This window comes from Sphingobium lignivorans, assembly GCF_014203955.1.
GTDB lineage: Bacteria > Pseudomonadota > Alphaproteobacteria > Sphingomonadales > Sphingomonadaceae > Sphingobium > Sphingobium lignivorans.
Map to the genome: position 1 here is coordinate 1,807,219 of NZ_JACHKA010000001.1, position 21,141 is coordinate 1,828,359.

The following is a 21,141-nucleotide window of genomic DNA, read 5'->3' on the forward strand; positions in this document are numbered from 1 at the left end:
CGTGCGGCTGGTTGCTTCCTTTTGACGAGAGCGACGGCAGGAGAATGCTGTGCCGGATCAGCAAATACAGGACAGTCGCGCCTGCTGGCCGCCAGTGCAGGGCGCGCGCGTCATGAAAGGCCCGGGACGCGTTCCGCCGCTGACCTGCGCCGTGATGGCCGCGCGCCGATGACCAGCGCGACCGGCTATGCCGCCGACCCCATTCGCCGAACACCGGCGCAAGGGTCCGGCGATGCACCGGCCGGCGCGCCCCGCAAGATCCTTTCCGACAGGCATGTGCTTGCGCTGACAATCGGCATCGTGGTCGGTGCCGGCATTTTCCGCACGCCCGCGCTGGTCGCCGAATTCTCCAGCAGCGAGGCAATGCTCATCGGCGCCTGGATCGCCGGCGGGCTGCTCTCGATCCTCGGTGCGCTCTGCTATGCGGAACTGGCCGCCTCCTACCCGCATTTCGGCGGCGACTATCATTTCCTCCAGCGTGCTTATGGGGTGCGCACGGCCTTCCTCTACGGATGGGCGCGCTTCTCGGTCATCCAGACCGGCTCGCTGGCGCTGCTGGCCTATGTGTTCGGCGATTATGTGGCGATGGTCGCGCCCATCGGTCCCTATTCCTCCGCCATCTATGCCGCGCTGGTCGTGATCGCGGTGAGCGGCGCCAACTGGGTCGGCGTGAAAGTGGGCGCGCAGGCGCAGACGCTGCTGACGATCGCCGAAGTGCTCGGCCTCGTCGCGGTGATCGCCGCCGCATTCCTGCTTGCCCCGGCGGCGCCCGTCGAGACGACGACGGCGGTAGCGGGCGGGGAAGGGGGCGGTGCGCTCGGCCTCGTCATGGTCTTCGTGCTCCTCACTTATGGCGGCTGGAACGAAGCGGTGTATCTTTCCGCCGAAGTGAAGGACGCGCCGCGCCGGCTCGGCCGGCTGATGGTGATCGGCCTCGGGATCGTGACGGTGCTTTACGTGCTGGCCAATCTGGCCTTCCTGCGCGTGCTCGGCCTTGCCGGCATGGCGAGCGCGGAAGCGGTGGCGGCCGAGGCGATGCAGCGCGCGCTGGGCGGCACCGGCGCAGTGTTCATCAGCGTGATCGTCGCGCTGGCCGCGCTCACCTCCGCCAATGCCACGGTCATCACCGGCGCGCGCAGCCTGTGTGCGCTGGCCCGGGCTTTCCCGGCACTGCGCTGGGCGGGGCGCTGGAGGACCGATCGCGATACGCCGGGCAATGCCATTCTCGCGCAGGGCGCGGTGGCGCTGCTGCTGGTGTTCGCCGGGGTCTTCGCGCTGGACGGCTTCCGCCTCGCGCTCGAATATACCGCCCCGGTCTTCTGGGTGTTCCTGTTCCTCGTCGGCCTCGCCCTGTTCGTGCTGCGCTGGCGGGAGCCGCAGCGCGCGCGGCCGTTCCGCGTGCCGCTCTATCCGCTGGTGCCCGCCATCTTCTGCGCCACCAGCCTCTACCTGCTCTATTCGAGCCTCGTCTACGCCGGGACCGGCGCCTGGGTCGGCGTCGCCGTCCTCGCGCTCGGGGGCATTCTCCTGGTCTTCCTGAAACCGCATGAAACAGAGGAGATGGACTGATGAAAAGCCTGATGATCGGTGCCGCCCTCGCGCTCGGCGCGAGCGTGACAATCGCGACGCTTCACGCGCAGGACACGGCGCAGCAAGGCACCCAACGCCCCGACGTGATCTACGTGCCCACGCCCCAGCCGGTGGTGGAAGCCATGCTGGCCATGGCCAAGGTGGGCGACGGGGACATTCTCTATGATCTCGGCTCGGGCGATGGCCGCATTCCCGTGACCGCCGCCAAGACCTTCAACATCCGCGCCGTGGGCATCGACATCGATCCCCAGCGCATCCGGGAAGCACGGGAGAACGCGCAGAAGGCCGGCGTGACCGACAAGGTGACCTTCAAGCAGGAGGACCTCTTCAAGACCGACTTCTCCGAGGCGACGGTCGTCACGCTCTACTTGCTGCCCACGCTCAACGAGAAGCTGCGGCCCCGGCTGCTGAAGGACCTCAAGCCCGGCACCCGGATCGTCAGCCATGATTTCCTCATGGGTGACTGGGAACCCGAGCGCAGCGAGGAAGTGGCCGGCAAGATGATCTATATGTGGACCGTGCCCGAGCGGGGATAAGCTGGAGAGGGAAGGTGGGGCCGGGTGATGTGCGAGGCCCCCGATCGGGGCCTGCCGGACTCGCGCGCCTTCGTTGAAAGACGGGCGAGGACAGTCCATCGCTTGGCGGTCGATCGACGTGCCGGCCCGTATCCCAACCCGACCTTTCCTCTGAAGGGAAGGGGCTTGGGGCGCGTGGACAGATTCGCGCCAAAGGCACGACAGCTATCCGTGCTTCGCGTCCCACATTGGGCGTTCCGGATACGACGACAAAGGAGACGTCACCTCGTCCCACATCGTCATTCCCGCGCATGCGGGAATCCAGTTGCACCCCGGCACTCGTACGCGATGTCTCAGCTGGATTCCCGCATGCGCGGGAATGACGAAAAGTGGAAATGTCCGCTCGCCACAACATTTCGGCCGTAGCAGGGCTGAGACACGGCTCCTGATAGCCGTCGGTCGTTCACGTTTGGAATTTCTTCACGCAGCCTAGGTTGTGAGCGTGGCGCTGCCTTGCGCATCCGTCGCCCCGGGCTTGCCCCGGGGGCCCGCTGTCTTCTGGGATCTGCGTGGCGGACGCGTGGGCTGCCTGTGCTGCCTTGGCTCTTTTGGGGATCGCTTGAAAGGAAGCGGGACCCCGGGGCAAGCCCGGGGTGACGACGGGGGAAATGGCTCGCGCGTGCGGGGAGGGGCTGCGCCTGAGCCGACCGACGCCTGGCCTTGCGGGAGTTGTTGCTTCCGGTCGGAATGCCCGTCCGCCCATTTTCGCGCTGCGGAATTTCCGTCTCCGTTTCATATTGCTGCCGCTTTCCGCAAGGCTGCGGGTTTGACCGGAAAGCGGGCGCATCTTATGGGCTGGCGTGCGCTGGTTCGGTTGCGGAGAGGGAGATACCGATGAAGAAACTCTACCCCGATGCGAAGGCTGCCCTGGACGGGCTGCTGTTCGACGGGATGTTGCTTTGCGCGGGCGGCTTTGGCCTTTGCGGAATTCCGGAGCGGCTGATCGACGCCATTCGCGATTCCGGCGTGAAGGACCTCACGGTCGCGTCCAACAATGCCGGCATCGACAATGAAGGGCTCGGCAAGCTGCTGCGCACGCGCCAGATCAGGAAGATGATCTCGTCCTATGTCGGCGAGAACAAGGAGTTCGAGCGGCAGTATCTCTCCGGCGAGCTGGAGGTGGAGTTCTGCCCGCAAGGCACGCTCGCCGAGCGCTGCCGGGCCGGCGGCGCGGGCATTCCCGGCTTCTATACCAAGACGGGCGTGGGCACGCAGGTGGCCGAGGGCAAGGAGACCAAGGTCTTCGACGGGCAGGACTATGTGCTCGAGCGCGGCATCTATGCGGACCTGTGCATCATCAAGGGCTGGAAGGCGGACGAGAGCGGCAACCTTATCTTCCGCAAGACCGCCCGCAACTTCAACCAGCCCATGGCGACCGCCGGCAAGATCTGCGTTGCGGAAGTGGAGGAAGTGGTGCCGACCGGCAGCCTCGACCCCGACTGCATCCATCTGCCGGGCATCTATGTGAAGCGCATGATCGTGGGCGCGCCCTACGACAAGAAGATCGAGTTCCGCACCGTTCGGCCGCGTGAAGAGAAGATGGGGGAGACCGCATAATGCCCTGGACCCGCGATGAAATGGCGGCGCGCGCCGCGAAGGAGCTGAAGGACGGCTTCTACGTCAATCTGGGCATCGGCATCCCGACGCTGGTGGCCAACCACATCCCGCCCGGCGTGGAAGTGACGCTGCAATCCGAGAACGGCATGCTCGGCATCGGCCCCTTCCCTTATGAGGACGAGGTCGACCCCGATCTCATCAATGCCGGCAAGCAGACGATCAGCGAGCTGCCCAGCTCGGTCTATTTCTCCAGCGCGGACAGTTTCGCGATGATCCGCGGTGGGCACATCGACCTGACCGTGCTCGGCGCGATGGAAGTCTCCGAGGGCGGCGACATCGCCAACTGGATGATCCCCGGCAAGATGATCAAGGGCATGGGCGGCGCCATGGACCTGGTCGCGGGCGTCAAGAAGATCATCGTGGTGATGGAGCACACCAGCAAGCATGGCGAGCCCAAGTTCATCCCCGCCTGCACGCTGCCACTGACGGGGAAGAATGTCGTCGACATGATCGTGACCGATATCGCCGTGTTCCAGCGGACGAGCCATGACGAGCCCTTCCGGCTCATCGAGCTTGCCCCGGGCGTGACGGCGGAGGAAGTCGCGCAGAAGACGACCGCGAAATATGAGGTCGCTCTGGCCACGGCCTGAGCGGACATCGCAGTCCTGTATAGGGCGGTCCGGCATTGCGCCGGGCCGCCTTTTTCGTGCGCCGCGTCTTTTCTGTTGCCCCGGCATGCGCAGGTCCGGCAAAGGGCGCGCAATAACAGGGGAGGGTGAATGGCCATCGGGACCATCAAGGAGCGGCCATATCTGGCGCTCGTGCTGCTGACGTCGATCGGCGTGGTCGGCTTTGTCGACCGGATCATCATGAATGTGCTGGCCGAGCCGCTCAAGCAGGAGTTTTCGCTCAGCGACACGCAGCTCGGCATCGTGACGGGCCTTGCCTTCGCGGTGCTGAATGTGGGCCTTGGCCTCGTCATCGCGCGGATCGCCGAGCGGCGGCGGCGGATCACGCTGATCTGGGTGGGCACGGTGCTCTGGTCCGCCGCTACCGCCGTCTGCGGGCTCGCGGCGAGCTATGTCCAGCTCCTGCTCGCGCGGATCGGCGTGGGCGTGGGCGAGGCGGTGGGACTCCCGGCCACCTATTCGGTCGTCTCCGATTATTTCCCGCGCGAGAAGCGGGCGACGATGATGGCGGCGCTCAATCTGGCGCCGCCGCTCGGCGCTTTCATCGGGGCCAGCGGCGGCGCGCTGATCGCGCAGCTCTATGGCTGGCGCGCGGCGCTGTTCGTGGCGGCGGTGCCGGGGCTGATCCTGGCCCTGCTGCTCGCGCTGTTCGTCGCCGAACCCCGGCGCGGGCGGCATGACGGCCCGGCGGGCGCGAGCGACACCGTGCCGCCGCTCGGCGCGGTGATCGGCCGCTATCTGCGCTGGCCGACCATGCGCAACATGCTGATGGGCTCCAGCCTCGCGGGGATGGTCGGCTTCGGGCTCAATGCCTTCCTGGCGGCCTATCTCATCCGGCGCTTCGGCTTCACGCTGGTGGAGGCGGGACTGGTCGCCGGGCTCGTCGCCAGCCTGCCGGCGACGCTCAGCATCCTGGGCTCGGGCTGGCTTGCCGACCGGCTGGCCTCGCGCGGCAATCCGCGGGCCTATGCGCTGATGCCGGCGATCACCCTGTGCCTCGTCGGGCCGCTCTATGCCTTCGCCATCACGCGTGACGAGCCGGCGCTGATCGTGGTGCTGGTGGGCCTGTGCGGCATCATCCAGTATACCTATCTGGGGCCGACGCAGGGCACGTTCCAGAACATGCTCAGCCCGCGCATGCGCGCGACAGGCACGGCCTTCACGTCGATGATCTATACGCTGGTCGGCGGCGGCTTCGGCCCGCTGCTGCTCGGCGCGGTGAGCGACGGCTATGCGGCGCGCGGCATCGACCCGGGACTGGCGCTGGGCTTTGCCATGGCAAGCATGGCGGCGGTCTATCTCTGGGCCTCGGCGCACTACTGGCTGGCATCCCGCACCATTGAAGCGGACCTCGCGCGGCCAATATAGGGCTTTCGCCGCGATGCCCGCGGCGCTAGGGAAGCGGCGAAATGACCGAGAAACCGCGCACGCTCTACGAGAAGATCTGGGACGCGCATGTCGTCGAGACACGCGACGACGGCACGTCCCTCATCTATATCGACCGCCATCTCGTCCATGAAGTGACGAGCCCCCAGGCCTTCGAGGGGCTTCGCCTCGCCGGGCGCAAGCTGCGCCGGCCCGGACCTGACGCTGGCGGTGCCGGACCATAATGTGCCGACCACGGCGCGCGTGGACGCGCAGGGCCATCGCCTGGCGATCGAGGACCCGCAGAGCGCCCAGCAGCTCGCGGCGCTGGAGCGCAACGCGCCGGAATTCGGCGTGCGCTACTTCGACGCGGTGGCGCCCGAGCAGGGCATCGTGCATGTCGTGGGCCCGGAACAGGGCTTCACGCTGCCCGGCACGACGCTGGTCTGCGGCGACAGCCACACGGCCGCGCACGGCGCACTCGGCGCGCTGGCCTTCGGCATCGGCACCAGCGAGGTCGAGCATGTGATGGCCACGCAGACGCTGCAGCTCAAGCGCTCGAAGACCTTCGCCATCGAGGTGGAAGGCACGCTCGGCTATGGCGTGACGCCCAAGGACGTGGTGCTGGCGATCATCGGCCGCACCGGCACGGCCGGGGGCACGGGGCATGTCGTGGAATATCGCGGCTCGACTTTCCGCGAGATGAGCATCGAGGGGCGCCTGACCGTCGCCAACATGGCGATCGAGGGCGGCGCGCGCTCCGGCCTGTTCGCGCCGGACGAGAAGACCTTCGCTTATCTCAAGGGCCGGCCGATGGCGCCGCACGGCGAGGACTGGGAACGCGCGCTGGCCTGGTGGCGCACGCTGGTGACCGACGAGGGCGCGAAATTCGACAAGACGCTGCGGCTCGCCGCCAGCGACATCGCGCCCAACGTCACCTGGGGCACGAGCCCCGAGGATGTCGTGCCGATCACCGGCATGGTGCCCGATCCCGAGAGCTTCGAGGACCCCGCCAAGCGCGCGGCCGCGGCGCGATCGCTGGAATATATGGGCCTCTCCGCCGGCCAGCGGATGGAGGATGTGAGCGTCGAGCATATCTTCATCGGCAGCTGCACGAACAGCCGGATCGAGGACCTGCGCGCCGCCGCGGCGGTGCTGAAGGGCCACAGGATCGCCGACCGCATCCGGCAGGCGCTGGTCGTCCCGGGCTCCGGGCTCGTCAAGCGGCAGGCCGAAGCGGAAGGGCTGGACCGCATCTTCATCGAGGCCGGGTTCGAGTGGCGCGAACCGGGCTGCTCGATGTGCCTGGGCATGAATCCCGACCGGGTGCCGAGCGGCGAGCGCTGCGCCTCGACCAGCAACCGCAACTTCATGGGGCGGCAGGGCCCCGGATCGCGCACCCACCTGGTCTCGCCCGTCATGGCCGCTGCCGCGGCGATTAAGGGTCGACTTGCCGACGTCCGTGACCTAATGGGGAACGAACAAGGTTAAGGGGCGCAATGAAAAAGATTTTCTGGATCCTGGTGCTCGGCGCCATCGGCAGTGCAGCCATGGCCGTCGGGCTCGGTAACGCCAAGCCGGAGGTCGGCACGCCCCGCTGACCTTCCGCATTCGGAAGGGAGAGGGACGATGCGCCACCGGACGTTGGCCGGACCCGCATGCGCCGCGATGGCGGCGCTGCTACTCATGACGCCCGCGATCGCGCAGGCGCAGACACAGACATCATCGCCCGCGAGCGCCAAGCCGCCCGCTTCGGCCCCCGCGGCCATCACGCTCACCCGGCTCGATTGCGGCGAATTTCGCCAGCCGCGCGATGTCAGCGCCTTCTCGGACGCGTACGTTTATACTGATCCGCCGCTCAGGATGCCGTTCGTCGCGAGCTGCTACCTCATCCGCCATGGCGATCGGTTCATGCTGTGGGACGCCGGCTTCGCGGGCTCCAACGATACCATCCTGCTGCGCCGCACGCTGCCCGAGCAGCTAGCCGAGATCGGCGTCGATCCGGCGAAGGTCGCGTTCGTCGGCATCAGCCATTATCATGGCGATCATATCGGGCAGGCAAGCCGCTTCCCGCAGGCCAAGCTGCTGATCGGCGCCGGCGACTGGGCGGTGCTGACCGCGACGCCGCCACGCTATGCCAATGCCGATCCCGCGCCGCTGGCGCACTGGATCAGCGGTGGCGGCACGGTTGAGCAGCTGACGGGCGACAAGGACGTGTTCGGCGATGGCAGCGTGACCATCCTGAACCTCCCGGGCCATACGCCGGGCCATCACGGCCTGCTGGTGCGCCTGCCGAAGACGGGGCCGGTGCTGATCTCCGGCGATGCCGTGCATTTCCGCGAGAATTACGAGCATGACCGGGTGCCGGGCTTCAATACCGATCGCGCGGATTCGCTGGCCTCGATCGACCGGCTCAAGGCCATCGCCAAGGCGCTGGGCGCGAAGCTCATCATCCAGCACGACCATCGCGATGTCGCCAGCCTGCCGGCCTTCCCCGAGGCGGCGGAATGAGCGGGCCGAATGCGCGGCGCGGGGGCGGCGGCCTTGACGGCTCGGGCCCGATCGGTCACCAGCGCGGCATCTGACGATTGGAGGCAGTTTCATGGAACCGGTCAAGGAGGTCGAGGGCCGCGCCTATCCCTTCGGCATGAAGAATGTCGACACCGACATCATCATTCCGGCCAAGTGGCTCAAGACGATCAGCCGCAGCGGGCTGGGGCAGGGCGCGTTCGAGGCATTGCGCAAGGAGCCGGACAATGTGTTCGACGATCCGCGCTATGCCGGCGCGCCGATCATCGTGGCGGGCGACAATTTCGGCTGCGGGTCGAGCCGCGAACATGCCGCCTGGGCGCTCATCGACATGGGCGTCACGGCCGTGATCGCGCCGAGCTTCTCGGACATCTTCTCGGGCAATGCCTTCAAGAACGGCATCCTGACCGTGGTGCTGCCGCAGGAGGCAGTCGACCGGCTGCTGGAGGTCGCGAAGACCGACACCATCACCATCGACCTGGAGAACCAGACCGTCACCACGCCGTTCCAGGATCGCTTCACCTTCGAGATCGATCCGTTCCGCAAGGCCTGCCTGCTCGGCGGGCTCGACGAGATCGGCCTTACCATCCGCAGCGACGACGCGATTGCCGCCTTCGAACGGATGGACGCGGCGCGGCGGCCCTGGCTGGTGCCGGCGGCGGCGTGAGACGATGACCGGGCGCCACCCTCCCGGGACCGGCGCGGCGAAGCGCGTTGCCATGAGCGTGGCGGGTTCCTAAACAGGCAGCGAATCCGCACGCTGCACAAGAGACACAAGAGACAAGGGCTTTTCATCCATGAATGGATTTGACGATCGCGAGAAGGCGTTCGAGACCAAGTTCGCCAAGGACCAGGAACTGGCATTCCGGGTGACGGCGCGCCGCAATCGCCTGCTGGGCGAATGGGCCGCGTCCCTGATGGGGCTGACCAAGGAAGAGACGGATGCCTATGCCAAGGCCGTCGTCCAGGCCGACTTCGAGGAAGCCGGCGACGAGGATGTGATCCGCAAGGTGCTGGGCGATCTGGTCTCGGCCGGCGTCGACATGGACGATGCCCGGATCCGCGCCGCGCTCGGCGACAAGATGGCCGAGGCGCGCCGCCAGTTCATGCAGGAAGGCTGAGGCACCTGTCATGGCGATGGCTGCCGACGAAATCGAGGCCCTGATTCGCGCGGCGATCCCCGACGCGACCGTCGAGATCACCGATCTGGCGGGCGATGGCGATCATTATGCCGCGCATGTCACGTCCGAGAGTTTCCGGGGCAAGACCCGCATCGCCCAGCAGCGCGCCGTCTATGACGCGCTCGGCGGGCGGATGGGCGGCGTGCTCCATGCCTTGCAACTGACGACTGCCGTCCCCAATTGACAGGTGAAGAGCGCGGGGCGCGCCATTCACCGCTGCCCGGAGACCGATGATGACCGAGACCATCCAGAACCGCATTGCCGATATCGTCAGCAAGAATGACGTCGTGCTGTTCATGAAGGGCACGCCGCTGTTTCCGCAGTGCGGCTTCTCCAGCCGCGCGGTGGCCATCCTGGAGCGCCTCGGCGCGCCGTTCGAGAGCGTGGACGTGCTGCAGGATCAGGAAATCCGGCAGGGCATCAAGAGCTTCTCCGACTGGCCGACCATTCCCCAGCTCTATGTGAAGGGCGAATTTCTCGGCGGCTCGGACATCATGATGGAAATGTACGAGGCCGGCGAACTGCAGCAGGTCCTCGTCGAGCGCGGCGTCATCGCCGCCTGATCCCGCCGGCCCGGATGTTCGGGCCGCGTCTTATCCAGCGTTATTTCCAGCAGGCGCGCCGTGCGCCTGCGAACCATGTGCCGTGACGGGGCAGGGCGGTCCTGTGATCGCCTCCCTCTGCCATGGATGGGATGATGCCGGACCGCGGCGAGCATGGCGACGTGGGAGCGCTCGCTTTTCCGGATCGGAAAAATGTGGGGGATGGGCGAGGAGACCAGCCGCATCCCCCAGTTTGCGGGTGCATCCTTTGATACGCAAGCGCCGTGCCAGCCTGGCCGACCGGGCTTTTCCGGCCGCATCCGGCAGTTAAGCGCGCGTTATCCATGGGTGCGGCTGTAAAGTTTCCCGACAGGGCAATCGTTCATCGGGCGTGCAGCTTTTCCTTCCTATTGACTACAGTCGTAGATGTCGATTACAGTTGTAATCAGTCGAGTCTGCCAAGGGAGGACAAGACATGGGTGAACGCATCAGTGATGCCGAACATGCGGTGATGGAGGTGCTCTGGCGCCGATCCCCGCTGACGGCGATCGAAGTCAGCGAGGCGCTGGCGGACGAGCGGGACTGGAGCCTGCAGACCGTGAAGACGCTGCTCGCGCGACTGGTCAGCAAGGACGTGATCGCGCATGAGGCCGACGGGCGGCGCTATCTCTATCGCCCGCTCGTCGAGCGCGAATCCTATGTGACGCATGAATCCCGGCGGCTCGTCGACCGGCTGTTCGGCGGCCAGATCTCGCCGCTGGTGGCGCATCTCGCCGAGACGCAGCAACTTTCCGACAAGGACATCGCCGAGATCGAGGCCCTGCTCAAGGCGCTCAAGCCATGATCGCCTGGCTCGTCGAAACGCTGATCGCCACCAGCGGCCTCATGCTGCTCGTGCTGATCATCCGCGATCCCGTGCGGCAGACGTTCGGGGCGCGGGTCGCTTATGCGCTCTGGTTGCTCCCGGCGCTGCGCATGGTCATGCCGCCCCTGTCCCTGCTGCCGATCTCCATGGTCGTGCCCGCGGACCTGCCGGTCGCCGGACTGGGCGCCACCGGAGCGCTCACCGAGCTGGTGCGCACCCGCATGACGGACCTGCAGGTCGCCCAGGCGCTGCCCGCGCAAGGAACGGACGGTTTCCCGGTCGTGGCGGCGCTTGCCGGGCTCTGGCTTGCCGGGGCGGCAGTGTTCGCGCTCTGGCAGATGCTGAGCTATCGCCGCTTCTGCCGGCAAGTGCTGGCCCATGCCGCCCGGCGGCGCTCGCCCGCGCGGGGCATCAACCTCATGGCCAGCCCGCATGTGCAGGGCCCGGTCGCCTTCGGGCTGCGGCGCCGCTTCATCGTCTTCCCCAAGGACGCGATGACGCGCTTCGACGTCGAGGAACATGCCATGGCGCTGGCGCACGAGCTGGCCCACCACCGGCGCGGCGACCTGATCGCCAACAGCCTCGCGCTCGGCTTCCTCGCGCTGCACTGGTGCAATCCCATTGCGTGGTATGCCTATCGCGCCTTCCGCGCCGACCAGGAAATGGCGTGCGACGCGGACGTCATCGGCGCCATTCGCGACCGGGGGCTGGGCCATGCCTATGGCCGCGCGCTGGTCAAATGCGCGAGCGGCGGGGCGCTCTCCGCCGTCTGCCATCTCAATAGCGTCAACCGACTGAAACGGAGACTATCCATGTTGTCCAGGAAAAGCCCCAGCATGCGCCGGCGCCTCGCGGGCGTCACACTGACCGGCGCGGTCATGATCGCGGGGCTTGCCCTTACGGCGTCCGGCGAAGGCATGGCCGCCCAGGTCGGAGCGAAGGTGAGCGAGGCTCTGCCGATCCCTCGCAACGCGGACCTTCTCCCTTCGCTTCCGGCCGTCTCGCAGGCCGTCGCGGCCGTCTCCCATGACGCTGCGCGGGAAGCCGCGAGCGCCGAGCAGGATGCGCGGGCAGCGCAGCTTGAGGCCCGCGCGGTCGCCCAGCAGGCCCGTGCGGCCAAGGTCGAGGCGCGCGCCGCCCAGGCCGAGGCCCGTGCCGCCGCCGCCGAGGCCCGCGCCGCCCGCGTCGCCATGGCGCCCGATATGCCGGAACCGCCGCTGCCGCCGGCCCCGCCCGAGCCGCCGCTGCCGCCCGCTCATTCCTCCATGCGCACGCCGCCGTCGCCCCCGACGCCGCCGTCTGTGGCGTACAGCTGGGGCGACAAATATCGCCACGTCCGGGTCACCACACCCACGCGGGCCGAGATCGACGCGACCGTCCCGATCGTGGAAGTGCGCCAGGGGTCGGGCTGCTCGGACAGCAAGAGCTATGTCGACACGCACGAAAGCACGGTGCGGGTGGACGGCCGCGAGCGCAAGAAGATCAGCATCCGCATCTGCGGGGAGGACATGGAGCGGCATGCGCGCATGAGCGCGGTGCGCGGGCTGCAGCAGGCCCGGGCCGACATCGCCCGCAACCCGAGCATCCCCGAGCAGTCCCGCGCGCGGATGATGCGTGATCTCGACCGACAGGTGGACCGCCTGCGGGCGCGCGACTAGGGCCAATCGACATCCAGCGCTGGCGGCCTGCAAATGGCGGTTTCCCGTGCTTCCGGTGCTCACGTACCTTGAGTACGCTGCGCTCCGGGTCCCGAGAAACCACCATTTTCGCCACGCCATCATCTGAATGTCGATCGCCCCTAAGAGATCGTCGGGCGCGGCGCCGGCCGCGCCCGACGGGACTTGCATTCGCGGCGCGGGGTGACACATGGGAAGCATGGCCGAGCCCGCTTCCCCCGTCATGTCCCAGCCCGAGCCGGGGAGCGCGCCGGAGGCCGCCCCGCAAGCCGGCGTCCTCAAGGCCCTTTCCCCGCTGGTGAGCCGGCTGCTCGCGCCCAATCCCTCGCCATTCACTTATGAGGGCACGCAGACCTATCTGGTGGGAACGGACGATCTGGCGATCATCGACCCCGGTCCGGCGGACGAGCGGCATCTCGCCGCGATCCTCGCCGCGATCGACGGCCGGCCGGTGCAGGCGATCCTGTGCACGCACACCCACCGCGACCACAGCCCGGCCGCCGCGCCACTGGCAGCGCTGACCGGCGCGCCCATCATCGGATGCGCGCCGCTCACGCTCGATGACGAGGGGCCGCGCGCCGACGCCGCCTTCGATGCCGATTATGCGCCCGACCGGGTACTGGCCGATGGCGAGCAACTCTCAGGCGAGGGCTGGACGCTCACCGCGCTGGCGACGCCGGGCCACACGTCCAATCATCTCTGCTTCGCGCTGGCGGAGGAAGCGGTGCTGTTCACCGGCGACCATGTGATGGGCTGGTCGACCAGCGTGGTCTCGCCGCCCGATGGCGACATGACCGCCTATCTCGCCTCGCTGGAGCGGCTGATGACGCGCGCTGACCGCTTCTATTATCCCGCCCATGGCGAGCCGGTCGCCGAGCCGCAGCGCTTCGTGCGGCATCTGCTGGGCCATCGCCGGATGCGCGAGGGGCAGATCCTGCGCCATCTCGGGCGGGAAGGGCCCAGCGCGATTCCCGCGATGGTCGCCGCCATGTATGCCGGGCTCGATCCGCGCCTGCACGGCGCCGCCGGGCGATCCGTGCTCGCGCATCTCATCGACCTGGAGCGCCGGGCACTCGTCCGGTCCGCAGGAGCCTTCTGGTCGGCGCGGGAGACCGGCGCGGCTGCTTGACGGCGCCTACCGCGCGGCGCATTCTCCCGTCATTCGAGGCATGCTGGGGGACGGTGGCATGGCGACGATACTGACTCCGGCTCCGGCCGGCATCGACAGGGAACGGACTTTCTTCCTCGCCATGGCCATTGCCATCGCCGTGACGGCGGTGGGCGGCTTCGGCTTCTTCATTGTCATCGGCCAGTCGAGCTTCGGCGCGCCATGGTGGGTGCATGTCCATGCGCTCACGATGATGGGCTGGGTGACGCTCTATCTCGTGCAGAACCTGCTCGTGTGGCAGGGCAATCTCGCGCTGCATCGGCGGCTCGGCATGGTCGGCGCGGCATGGAGCGTGTGGATGGTGCTGGTCGGCTTCACGGTCACCGCGCTCTCGCTGGCGGCGGGCCGCGCGCCGCCCTTCTTCGATCCGGTCTTCTTCCTCGCCATGGACTGGCTCAATATCCTCGCCTTCGCGGGGCTGGTCTGGGCCGGCATCCGCCTGCGCCGACGGACCGACTGGCATCGGCGACTGATGCTGGGCGGGACGCTGGTGGCGCTCGGCCCGGCCTGGGGGCGGCTGCTGCCCCTGCCGCTGCTGGGCGAAAGCGTGGTCTGGTGGATCGCGGGCGTGCTGCTGCTCTATTTCGCAGCGGGGATGATCTACGACTGGCGGACGCGCGGACGGGTCCACCCGGCCTATCGCTGGGGCGTGGGCGTGATGCTCGCCTTCGTGCTGCTCATCCGCCCGCTTGCCGGATTTCCGCCGTTCGTCGCGCTGGCCCGCTCGATTACAGGTTGAACCCGCGCGCTCCCGGGGCCATCTGCGAAAGGTGAGCAAGCGGGAGAATCGATGATGGACGCACGTGGCGGGATCGGCGGAAGCCTGGCGGGGATCGACCTGCTCGCCGAGATCAACCGGCTGCGCAAGGAGCGGAATGCCGTCATCCTGGGCCATTATTACCAGAGGCCGGAAATCCAGGACCTGGCCGATTTCGTCGGTGACAGCCTGGAACTCTCGCGCAAGGCGGCGGAAACGGACGCCGACGTGATCGCCTTTTGCGGCGTGCGCTTCATGGCCGAGACGGCCAAGATCCTCTCGCCCGAGAAAATCGTCGTGCTGCCGGACATGGACGCCGGCTGCTCGCTGGAGGACAGCTGCCCGCCCGCGCAGTTCAAGGCCTTCCGCGAGGCGCATCCCGATCACATCGCGCTCAGCTACATCAATTGCTCGGCGGAAGTGAAGGCGCTGAGCGACATCATCGTAACCAGCTCATCGGCCGAGACGATCCTGAGCCAGATTCCCCGGGAACAGAAAATCATCTTCGGCCCCGACAAGCATCTGGGCGGCTATCTGGCGCGCAAGTTCGATCGGGAAATGCTGCTCTGGCCGGGCGTGTGCATCGTCCATGAGAGCTTCAGCGAGACGGAGCTCATCAAGCTCAAGGCGCAGCATCCCGGCGCGCCCGTCGCCGCGCATCCCGAATGCCCGCCCTCGATCATCGACCATGCCGATTATGTCGGCTCGACCAGCGGCATCCTGCAATATGCCCGCACGATGGAAGGCGACACGCTGATCGTCGCCACCGAGCCGCATATCATCCACCAGATGGAACTGGCGGTGCCGGACAAGGCATTCATCGGCGCGCCCGGCGCGGACGGCAACTGCGCTTGCAACATCTGTCCCTATATGGCGCTCAACACTCTGGAAAAGCTGTATATTTCCCTGCGTGATCTGCAGCCGCGCATCGAGATGGACGAGACGCTGCGGCTCGCGGCCCGCAAGAGCCTCGACCGCATGCTGGAGATGGCGAGCGGCACGGTGGGGCAGGGCGACATCGGGGCTGTCGGCTCGCAGTAAAGGTCGAGCCGTCATGGCCAGGCTGCGCGCCTTCTGGTTCAGTCTCAACGCGAGCTACTGGTTCTTCCCGGCCCTCTTCTCGGTGCTGGCGGTGCTGACGGCCAGCGTCACCATCGCGCTCGATCATGCCGGCGGCAGCGACTGGATGGCGCGCACGGGCTGGATCGTGCCTGCCCGCCCGGAAGGCGCAAGCAACATCCTCACGGTCATCGCGGGATCGATGATCGGCGTGGCCTCGACCGTCTTCTCGATCACGATCGCCGCCGTCGCCTATGCCAGCGGGAATTACGGCCCCCGGCTGCTCACCAACTTCATGGAGGACAAGGGCAACCAGCTCGCCCTGGGCAGCTTCATCTCCACCTTCGTCTATGCCGTTCTGGTGCTTCGCGCGGTGCGCATGCCCGGCGAGGGCGCCGACGCACATGGCTTCGTGCCGCAGATATCCCTGTTCGTCGCCACTTTGCTCATGGCGCTGTCCGTCGCGGTGCTGGTCTATTTCCTGCATCATATTCCGGCGAGCATCCGCATCAACACCGTGCTGGAGCATGTCGGCAAGCGGCTGATCGCGCAGATCGAGGACCGCTTCCCGAAGGACGGGCAGGACGATGAGCCGGCGGCACCCGCAGGTGGCGCGCCGGTGCCGGCAAGGGCGACCGGCTATGTCACGCTGATCGATTTCGATCGGTTGCAATCCTTCGCTTCCGACCATGATCTCGTCCTCGCGCTCAGCCTGCGGACAGGGGATTTCGTCAATCCGGACGTGCCGCTGCTCAGGGTCCATGGCGCGCTTCCGGATGACGGCGCGGAGACCCTGCGGGGCGCGTTCATGTTCGGCGCGTTGCGCACGCCCGAGCAGGACCCCGATTTCCTGATCGACGAACTGGCGGAAATCGCCTTGCGGGCCCTCTCGCCGGGCATCAACGATCCGTTCACGGCCGTCACGGCGCTGCACTGGCTCGCCGCCGCGACGGCTTCGCTGGCGCGGCGCAATCTCGGGGTCAGCGCGCTGCTGCCGTCCGATGGCAGGCGCCGTGTCTATCCCTGGCCGGATGATTTCGCTCATTATCTGGGGCGCGGCTTCGGTGCCGTGCGCCTGGCCGCAGCCGGCAGCCCGATCGCGGCATGCAAGTTCCTCGAATGCCTGGCCAGCGTGGCGCATGGCTGCCGGGGACCGCGTCGTCGGGCGATGCTGGCGCGGGAAGCGGAGCAGTTGATGGAGCAGGCGCGCCTTGCCCTGGAAGGCCCGGCGCTGGCCCAAGTCGAGGCGGCGTTTTCCGCGATGCGCGAGACCTTCGACCGGCCATGAGCGGGGCAACGGCCCTGGCCGGTTGATGCGGGTCGGCGGCGCGTCTAATCGAGGGGCATGACCAACAGCCTGTCCATCGGAGTCGTGCGCTCCGCTTTCGCCGCCATCCTCCTCACCGGCACCGCCGGGACCGCGCTCCTCGCGCAGACCAGCGAGGCGGAGGACCCGTTTCTCTGGCTCGAGGAGATCGAGGGGCCGCGCGCCATCGCGCAGGTGGAGGCCTGGAATGCCGAGACCGACAAGCTGCTGCGCGCCACGCCGACCTTCGAGAGCGACCGGGCCCGTGCGAGGGCCATTCTCGACGATGAAGCGCAGATCGCGACGCCGGACCGGATCATGGGTGACCGGGTCGTCAACCTCTGGCGCGACGCGAAGAATCCGCGCGGCATCTGGCGCTCCAGCCCGCTCGACGCCTATGTCGCCGGCAAGCCGGTGTGGACGACGCTGATCGACGTCGATGCGCTGGGCAAGGCGGAAGGACAGAGCTGGGTCTGGCATGGCGCGGACTGCCTCGCGCCTGCCTACAAGCGCTGCCTCGTCTCGCTCTCGCCGGGCGGCACCGATGCCGATGTGGTGCGCGAATGGGACATGGAGACCCGCAGCTTCGTGAAGAACGGCTTCACGCTGCCGGAAGCCAAGAGCACCCTCGCCTGGGTGGATGCCGACACGCTGCTGGTCGGCACCGATTACGGCGCCGGATCGATGACCGATTCGGGCTATGCGCGGATCGTCAAGGAATGGAAGCGCGGCACGCCGCTGTCCGCCGCGCGCACCGTGCTGGAAGGCCAGAAGCAGGATGTGAGCATGAGCGCGGGCGCGCGCATGGACGGCGACCGGCGCTGGGTGTTCGGCTATCGCGCGAAGGACTTCTACACTTCCGACATGCTGCTGCGGCGGGCGGACGGGCGCTTCGTGCCGATGCCCATTCCCGACAGCGCCGACATGCGCGGCATCATAGGCGGGCGCGCGGTCGTCTTCCTCAACCGGCCGCTCGGCGACATTCCGGCGGGATCGCTGGTGGCCTGGTCGCTGGCCGACATCGAGGCCGGGCGCGAGACGAAGCCGGAGCTGATCTTCACGCCGACCGCCGCGCAGGCCGTCCAGGATGTCGAGACGACCGACAATCTGGTGTGGATCAGCCTGCTGGACGATGTGCAGGGCCGGTTGCTCGCCCTGACGCGCGACGCGAAGACGGGGCGCTGGGCGAGCCGGGCCGTGCCGCTCGCGGAGAACGCGACCGTCCACCTGCTCAATGGCGCGGGCAAGCGCGATCTCGCCTTCGTCACCGTCGAGGGCATGCTCCAGCCGCCTACGCTGATGGCCGTGCCCGCCAGCGGCGCGCCGGTGCGGGTGCAGAGCCTGCCCGACCGGTTCGACGCCAGCCAGTTCACCGTGGAGCAGCGCTTCGCGACATCGAAGGACCGCACGCGCGTGCCCTATTTCCTCGTGCGCAAGAAAGGCACGAGTGGACCGGTGCCCGCGCTCATCCATGCCTATGGCGGGTTCCGCGCGGCACAGTTGCCGGGCTATCTCACCGGCCAGCCCTATCGCGCCGGGCCGCTCGGCCTGTTCTGGGTGGAGGACGGCAATGCCTATGTGCTCGCCAATATCCGCGGCGGCGGCGAATATGGCCCGGCCTGGCATGATGCGGCACTGCGCGAGAAGCGCCAGAACAGCTTCGATGACCTCCATGCCGTTGCGGAGGATCTGGTGAAGGCCGGGATCAGCCCCAAGGGGAAGATCGGCATTTCCGGCCGCTCCAATGGCGGCGTGCTGGTCGGCGCGGCGCTCACGCAGCGGCCGGACCTCTATGGCGCGGTGATTTCCGGATCGCCGCTCCATGACATGAAGCGCTATTCGAAGCTGCTGGCGGGCGCATCCTGGATGGCGGAATATGGCGACCCGGACAAGCCGGAGGACTGGGCCTTCATCAAGCTCTATTCGCCCTACCAGAATGTGAAGCGGGGCGTGACCTATCCGCCGACCTTCTTCTATCTCTCGACCAAGGACGACCGCGTGCATCCGGGCCATGCCCGCAAGCTGGCGGCGCGGCTGCGCGATTATGGCAACACCGTCTATTATCACGAATATCGCGAGGGCGGCCATTCGGTGGGCGCCGACCATGCCGAGGACGCGATCCGCGCCGCGATGCTCCATGCCTTCCTCAAGCGGGAACTGATGGGCGAAGGCCAGTGAGCGTCGCGACATTCTCGGCGCATGACGCCTTCGCCATCGAGGGGTTCGACCTCGCGGGCTTCGTCGCGGCCACGCTGGCCGAGGACCTCGGGCCCACGGGGCGCGACGTGACGTCCGAGAGCGTGATCCCCGCCGATGCGATGTTCGAGGGCGTGATGGACAGCCGGGACGCGGTGAGCGTCGCGGGCCTGCCGATCGCGGCGGCCTTCTTCCGCGCGTTGGACCCGCAGGTGGAGATCGAGATCCTGGTGGCGGAAGGCGCGCAGGTGACGCCGGGCACTGACCTCATGCGGCTGCGCGGCAAGGCCCGGGCGATGCTCACTGCCGAGCGATCCGCGCTCAACACCGTGCAGCATCTCACCGGCATCGCCACGCTGACGCGCAGCTATGTCGACCGGATCGCCGGCACGGGCGCCATCCTGCTGGATACCCGCAAGACCATCCCGGGCCTGCGCCTGCTGGACAAATATGCCACGCGCATGGGCGGCGCGCAGAACCATCGCATGGGCCTGTGGGATGCGGGGATGATCAAGGACAACCACATCGCCGTCGCCGGCTCGGTCGACGCGGCAGTGGGCGCGGCGAAGGCGGCGGGCGTGGCGCGCATCATCGTGGAAGTCGACCGGATCGACCAGATCGAGCCCGCCATCGCCGCGGGGGCGACGCATCTGCTGCTCGACAATATGAGCCCCGCCGTGCTGCGCGGGGCCGTGACGCTGGTCGGCAAGCGCGTGCCCACCGAGGCGTCGGGTGGCATCCGGCTCGAGAATATCCGCGACTTCGCCGTGACGGGGGTGGACTTCATCAGCGTCGGGCGGCTGACGCAATCGGCCCCGGCGGCGGATATCGGCCTCGATTTTCGGGCATGACCGGCCGGGTGCAGGCAGGCGTCCGGGGACTGGCCTTTGTCCTGCCGGCTCTGGGCGCGCTGCATCTCGCCAGCGCGCCGGCGCAGGCCCAGCTGGCCGCCTGCGCGCTGCCCGAGCAGATCGAGGCGCCACGCCAGGACATCCGGGAGCAGGCGAAGCCCCGGATCATGCCGATCGGCGGCTATCTGCTCGCGCTGAGCTGGTCGCCGCAGCATTGCGCGGAGGCGCGGGATTCGACGAGTTTTCAGTGCGCGGGCAAGGACAATCGCTTCGGCTTCGTGCTGCACGGGCTCTGGCCGCAGGGCACCGGGCGGGACTGGCCGCAATATTGCCGCCCTGCCGAGCGGCTGAGCACGCCGGTGCTACGCGCCAGCCTGTGCGCGACGCCCTCGGTGGACCTGCTCCAGCATGAATGGGCGCGGCACGGCACCTGCATGGCGCGCACGCCCGAGCCCTATTTCGCGGCTGCCCGGCGGCATTATGCGCGGGTACGCTTCCCCGACATGGCGCGTCTGGCGGCGGACGGGACGCTGACGGTCGCGCGCTTCACGCAAGCCTTCATGGCGGCCAACCGGGCACGGCTGCCGGCGCTCGACGCGCGCGCGATTCGCGTGCGGATGACGCAGGACGGGTGGCTCGACGAACTATGGCTGTGCATGGACCGGCAGCAGCGCTTCGCGGCCTGCCGACCCGACTGGAACAAGGGCGCGGCGCCCGGACGGCGGCTGCGCATCCGCCAGCGCTGAAGGCCGATCAGCGCTCGCGCGCGCTCAGCCCTCGATGATCGCCGCCTGCGGGTGATGCCGGTCCAGATGCTTGCGGATGATCCGCAGGTTGCGCGTGTTGGACCGGAAGAACAGATCGAAGGCATCGCCGACCAGCGGGATCGCGCCGATCGCGGTGTCGATGCCGACATTGGCGCTCATGCGCATGAGTTGCCAGCGCGACATGCCCAGATTGCGCGCTTCCCAGACGATCCAGGCGCCCATCGCGGCCGCCAGCAGATCGCCCACGATCGGGACGACGCCGAGGACGGCATCCAGCCCGACGCGCATGCGCGTACCGGGCAGGGTGAAGACGTTCTCGAGGATCTGCTCCATCGCTTCCACGCGCTGGCGCACCGCGCGCGGATCGCGGCCGAGACCGGGCATGCGGTCCAGCCCGGACATCATGTCTTCGAAACGGGGATTGCTGCCAGCCATGGGCACAGATGATCCTCACAAGATGCCGGCAAG

Annotated in this window: 20 protein-coding genes and 1 pseudogene; 20 read left to right on the forward strand and 1 reads right to left on the reverse strand. The window is 67.8% G+C overall.

Annotated elements, in window-relative coordinates; translation table 11 throughout:
• Positions 1 to 168: 168 nt before the first annotated feature.
• The 20 genes and pseudogenes from HNP60_RS08195 to HNP60_RS08290 all read left to right on the forward strand — a co-directional run bounded on the left by HNP60_RS08195 (position 169) and on the right by HNP60_RS08290 (position 20,652).
• Positions 169 to 1,569: an APC family permease gene (locus tag HNP60_RS08195; protein ID WP_184152372.1), complete on the forward strand. Its 1,401-nt coding sequence runs from the start codon at positions 169 to 171 to the stop codon at positions 1,567 to 1,569.
• Positions 1,569 to 2,126, forward strand: coding sequence for an SAM-dependent methyltransferase (locus HNP60_RS08200; protein ID WP_184152375.1), 558 nt, complete (start codon positions 1,569 to 1,571; stop codon positions 2,124 to 2,126). The genes HNP60_RS08195 and HNP60_RS08200 overlap by 1 nt, the downstream gene beginning before the upstream one ends.
• An 873-nt stretch (positions 2,127 to 2,999) precedes the next feature.
• The gene (locus HNP60_RS08205; RefSeq protein WP_014075961.1) at positions 3,000 to 3,722 is read left to right on the forward strand and encodes a CoA transferase subunit A; all 723 of its coding nucleotides are present in this window, start codon (positions 3,000 to 3,002) and stop codon (positions 3,720 to 3,722) included.
• Entirely contained in the window at positions 3,722 to 4,372 is a 651-nt protein-coding gene (locus tag HNP60_RS08210; RefSeq protein ID WP_184049366.1) for a CoA transferase subunit B, read from the forward strand. The genes HNP60_RS08205 and HNP60_RS08210 overlap by 1 nt, the downstream gene beginning before the upstream one ends.
• 129 nt (positions 4,373 to 4,501) lie before the next feature.
• Positions 4,502 to 5,779: an MFS transporter gene (locus HNP60_RS08215; protein ID WP_184152379.1), complete on the forward strand. Its 1,278-nt coding sequence runs from the start codon at positions 4,502 to 4,504 to the stop codon at positions 5,777 to 5,779.
• A gap of 41 nt (positions 5,780 to 5,820) precedes the next feature.
• A pseudogene (leuC, locus tag HNP60_RS08220) lies at positions 5,821 to 7,267 on the forward strand (3-isopropylmalate dehydratase large subunit).
• 138 nt (positions 7,268 to 7,405) lie between these two features.
• The gene (locus HNP60_RS08225; RefSeq protein ID WP_184152382.1) at positions 7,406 to 8,287 is read left to right on the forward strand and encodes an N-acyl homoserine lactonase family protein; all 882 of its coding nucleotides are present in this window, start codon (positions 7,406 to 7,408) and stop codon (positions 8,285 to 8,287) included.
• 91 nt (positions 8,288 to 8,378) lie between these two features.
• Positions 8,379 to 8,972 carry a 3-isopropylmalate dehydratase small subunit gene (leuD, locus tag HNP60_RS08230; RefSeq protein ID WP_184152386.1) on the forward strand — a complete coding sequence of 198 codons (594 nt, stop codon included), beginning with the start codon at positions 8,379 to 8,381 and terminating at the stop codon, positions 8,970 to 8,972.
• A 130-nt stretch (positions 8,973 to 9,102) separates the two neighbouring features.
• Positions 9,103 to 9,426, forward strand: coding sequence for a DUF1476 domain-containing protein (locus HNP60_RS08235; protein WP_014075967.1), 324 nt, complete (start codon positions 9,103 to 9,105; stop codon positions 9,424 to 9,426).
• A gap of 10 nt (positions 9,427 to 9,436) precedes the next feature.
• Positions 9,437 to 9,670, forward strand: coding sequence for a BolA/IbaG family iron-sulfur metabolism protein (locus tag HNP60_RS08240; RefSeq protein ID WP_014075968.1), 234 nt, complete (start codon positions 9,437 to 9,439; stop codon positions 9,668 to 9,670).
• 49 nt (positions 9,671 to 9,719) lie between these two features.
• Positions 9,720 to 10,049, forward strand: a complete 330-nt coding sequence (gene grxD / locus HNP60_RS08245) for a Grx4 family monothiol glutaredoxin (RefSeq protein WP_184152389.1) — start codon at positions 9,720 to 9,722, stop codon at positions 10,047 to 10,049.
• Between the two features lie 454 nt (positions 10,050 to 10,503).
• Positions 10,504 to 10,872, forward strand: coding sequence for a BlaI/MecI/CopY family transcriptional regulator (locus tag HNP60_RS08250; RefSeq protein ID WP_014075970.1), 369 nt, complete (start codon positions 10,504 to 10,506; stop codon positions 10,870 to 10,872).
• Entirely contained in the window at positions 10,869 to 12,551 is a 1,683-nt protein-coding gene (locus HNP60_RS08255) for a M56 family metallopeptidase (protein ID WP_184152392.1), read from the forward strand. Before HNP60_RS08250 ends, HNP60_RS08255 begins: the two co-directional genes overlap by 4 nt.
• Before the next feature lie 241 nt (positions 12,552 to 12,792).
• Positions 12,793 to 13,698, forward strand: a complete 906-nt coding sequence (locus tag HNP60_RS08260) for an MBL fold metallo-hydrolase (RefSeq protein ID WP_184156957.1) — start codon at positions 12,793 to 12,795, stop codon at positions 13,696 to 13,698.
• A gap of 58 nt (positions 13,699 to 13,756) precedes the next feature.
• Positions 13,757 to 14,476 carry a hypothetical protein gene (locus tag HNP60_RS08265; RefSeq protein WP_184152395.1) on the forward strand — a complete coding sequence of 240 codons (720 nt, stop codon included), beginning with the start codon at positions 13,757 to 13,759 and terminating at the stop codon, positions 14,474 to 14,476.
• A gap of 54 nt (positions 14,477 to 14,530) precedes the next feature.
• Positions 14,531 to 15,535, forward strand: a complete 1,005-nt coding sequence (gene nadA, locus HNP60_RS08270; RefSeq protein WP_184156959.1) for a quinolinate synthase NadA — start codon at positions 14,531 to 14,533, stop codon at positions 15,533 to 15,535.
• A gap of 13 nt (positions 15,536 to 15,548) precedes the next feature.
• Positions 15,549 to 16,841, forward strand: a complete 1,293-nt coding sequence (locus tag HNP60_RS08275) for a DUF2254 domain-containing protein (RefSeq protein WP_184152398.1) — start codon at positions 15,549 to 15,551, stop codon at positions 16,839 to 16,841.
• 57 nt (positions 16,842 to 16,898) lie between these two features.
• Complete coding sequence (locus HNP60_RS08280; protein WP_184152401.1) at positions 16,899 to 19,037, forward strand: prolyl oligopeptidase family serine peptidase; 2,139 nt, start codon at positions 16,899 to 16,901, stop codon at positions 19,035 to 19,037.
• Complete coding sequence (gene nadC / locus HNP60_RS08285; RefSeq protein WP_184152403.1) at positions 19,034 to 19,906, forward strand: carboxylating nicotinate-nucleotide diphosphorylase; 873 nt, start codon at positions 19,034 to 19,036, stop codon at positions 19,904 to 19,906. Before HNP60_RS08280 ends, nadC begins: the two co-directional genes overlap by 4 nt.
• Positions 19,903 to 20,652 (forward strand): ribonuclease T2 family protein, encoded by a 750-nt coding sequence (locus HNP60_RS08290; protein WP_184152406.1) that lies wholly within the window; start codon positions 19,903 to 19,905, stop codon positions 20,650 to 20,652. The genes nadC and HNP60_RS08290 overlap by 4 nt, the downstream gene beginning before the upstream one ends.
• Before the next feature lie 24 nt (positions 20,653 to 20,676).
• Here HNP60_RS08290 and HNP60_RS08295 read toward each other — a convergent pair whose 3' ends face one another.
• Positions 20,677 to 21,108 carry a DUF4112 domain-containing protein gene (locus HNP60_RS08295; protein WP_014075979.1) on the reverse strand — a complete coding sequence of 144 codons (432 nt, stop codon included), beginning with the start codon at positions 21,106 to 21,108 and terminating at the stop codon, positions 20,677 to 20,679.
• Positions 21,109 to 21,141 lie beyond the last annotated feature (33 nt).

Coding starts and splice junctions, on each gene's coding strand:
- HNP60_RS08200 (WP_184152375.1), top strand. CDS start 1,569: ATGAAAAGCCTGATGATCGGTGCCGCCCTCGCGCTCGGCGCGAGCGTG.
- HNP60_RS08250 (WP_014075970.1), top strand. CDS start 10,504: ATGGGTGAACGCATCAGTGATGCCGAACATGCGGTGATGGAGGTGCTC.
- HNP60_RS08240 (WP_014075968.1), top strand. CDS start 9,437: ATGGCGATGGCTGCCGACGAAATCGAGGCCCTGATTCGCGCGGCGATC.
- HNP60_RS08280 (WP_184152401.1), top strand. CDS start 16,899: ATGACCAACAGCCTGTCCATCGGAGTCGTGCGCTCCGCTTTCGCCGCC.
- HNP60_RS08260 (WP_184156957.1), top strand. CDS start 12,793: ATGTCCCAGCCCGAGCCGGGGAGCGCGCCGGAGGCCGCCCCGCAAGCC.
- HNP60_RS08210 (WP_184049366.1), top strand. CDS start 3,722: ATGCCCTGGACCCGCGATGAAATGGCGGCGCGCGCCGCGAAGGAGCTG.
- HNP60_RS08290 (WP_184152406.1), top strand. CDS start 19,903: ATGACCGGCCGGGTGCAGGCAGGCGTCCGGGGACTGGCCTTTGTCCTG.
- HNP60_RS08265 (WP_184152395.1), top strand. CDS start 13,757: ATGGCGACGATACTGACTCCGGCTCCGGCCGGCATCGACAGGGAACGG.
- HNP60_RS08235 (WP_014075967.1), top strand. CDS start 9,103: ATGAATGGATTTGACGATCGCGAGAAGGCGTTCGAGACCAAGTTCGCC.
- HNP60_RS08275 (WP_184152398.1), top strand. CDS start 15,549: ATGGCCAGGCTGCGCGCCTTCTGGTTCAGTCTCAACGCGAGCTACTGG.
- HNP60_RS08295 (WP_014075979.1), bottom strand. CDS start 21,108: ATGGCTGGCAGCAATCCCCGTTTCGAAGACATGATGTCCGGGCTGGAC.
- HNP60_RS08255 (WP_184152392.1), top strand. CDS start 10,869: ATGATCGCCTGGCTCGTCGAAACGCTGATCGCCACCAGCGGCCTCATG.
- nadA (WP_184156959.1), top strand. CDS start 14,531: ATGGACGCACGTGGCGGGATCGGCGGAAGCCTGGCGGGGATCGACCTG.
- HNP60_RS08225 (WP_184152382.1), top strand. CDS start 7,406: ATGCGCCACCGGACGTTGGCCGGACCCGCATGCGCCGCGATGGCGGCG.
- leuD (WP_184152386.1), top strand. CDS start 8,379: ATGGAACCGGTCAAGGAGGTCGAGGGCCGCGCCTATCCCTTCGGCATG.
- HNP60_RS08195 (WP_184152372.1), top strand. CDS start 169: ATGACCAGCGCGACCGGCTATGCCGCCGACCCCATTCGCCGAACACCG.
- grxD (WP_184152389.1), top strand. CDS start 9,720: ATGACCGAGACCATCCAGAACCGCATTGCCGATATCGTCAGCAAGAAT.
- HNP60_RS08205 (WP_014075961.1), top strand. CDS start 3,000: ATGAAGAAACTCTACCCCGATGCGAAGGCTGCCCTGGACGGGCTGCTG.
- HNP60_RS08215 (WP_184152379.1), top strand. CDS start 4,502: ATGGCCATCGGGACCATCAAGGAGCGGCCATATCTGGCGCTCGTGCTG.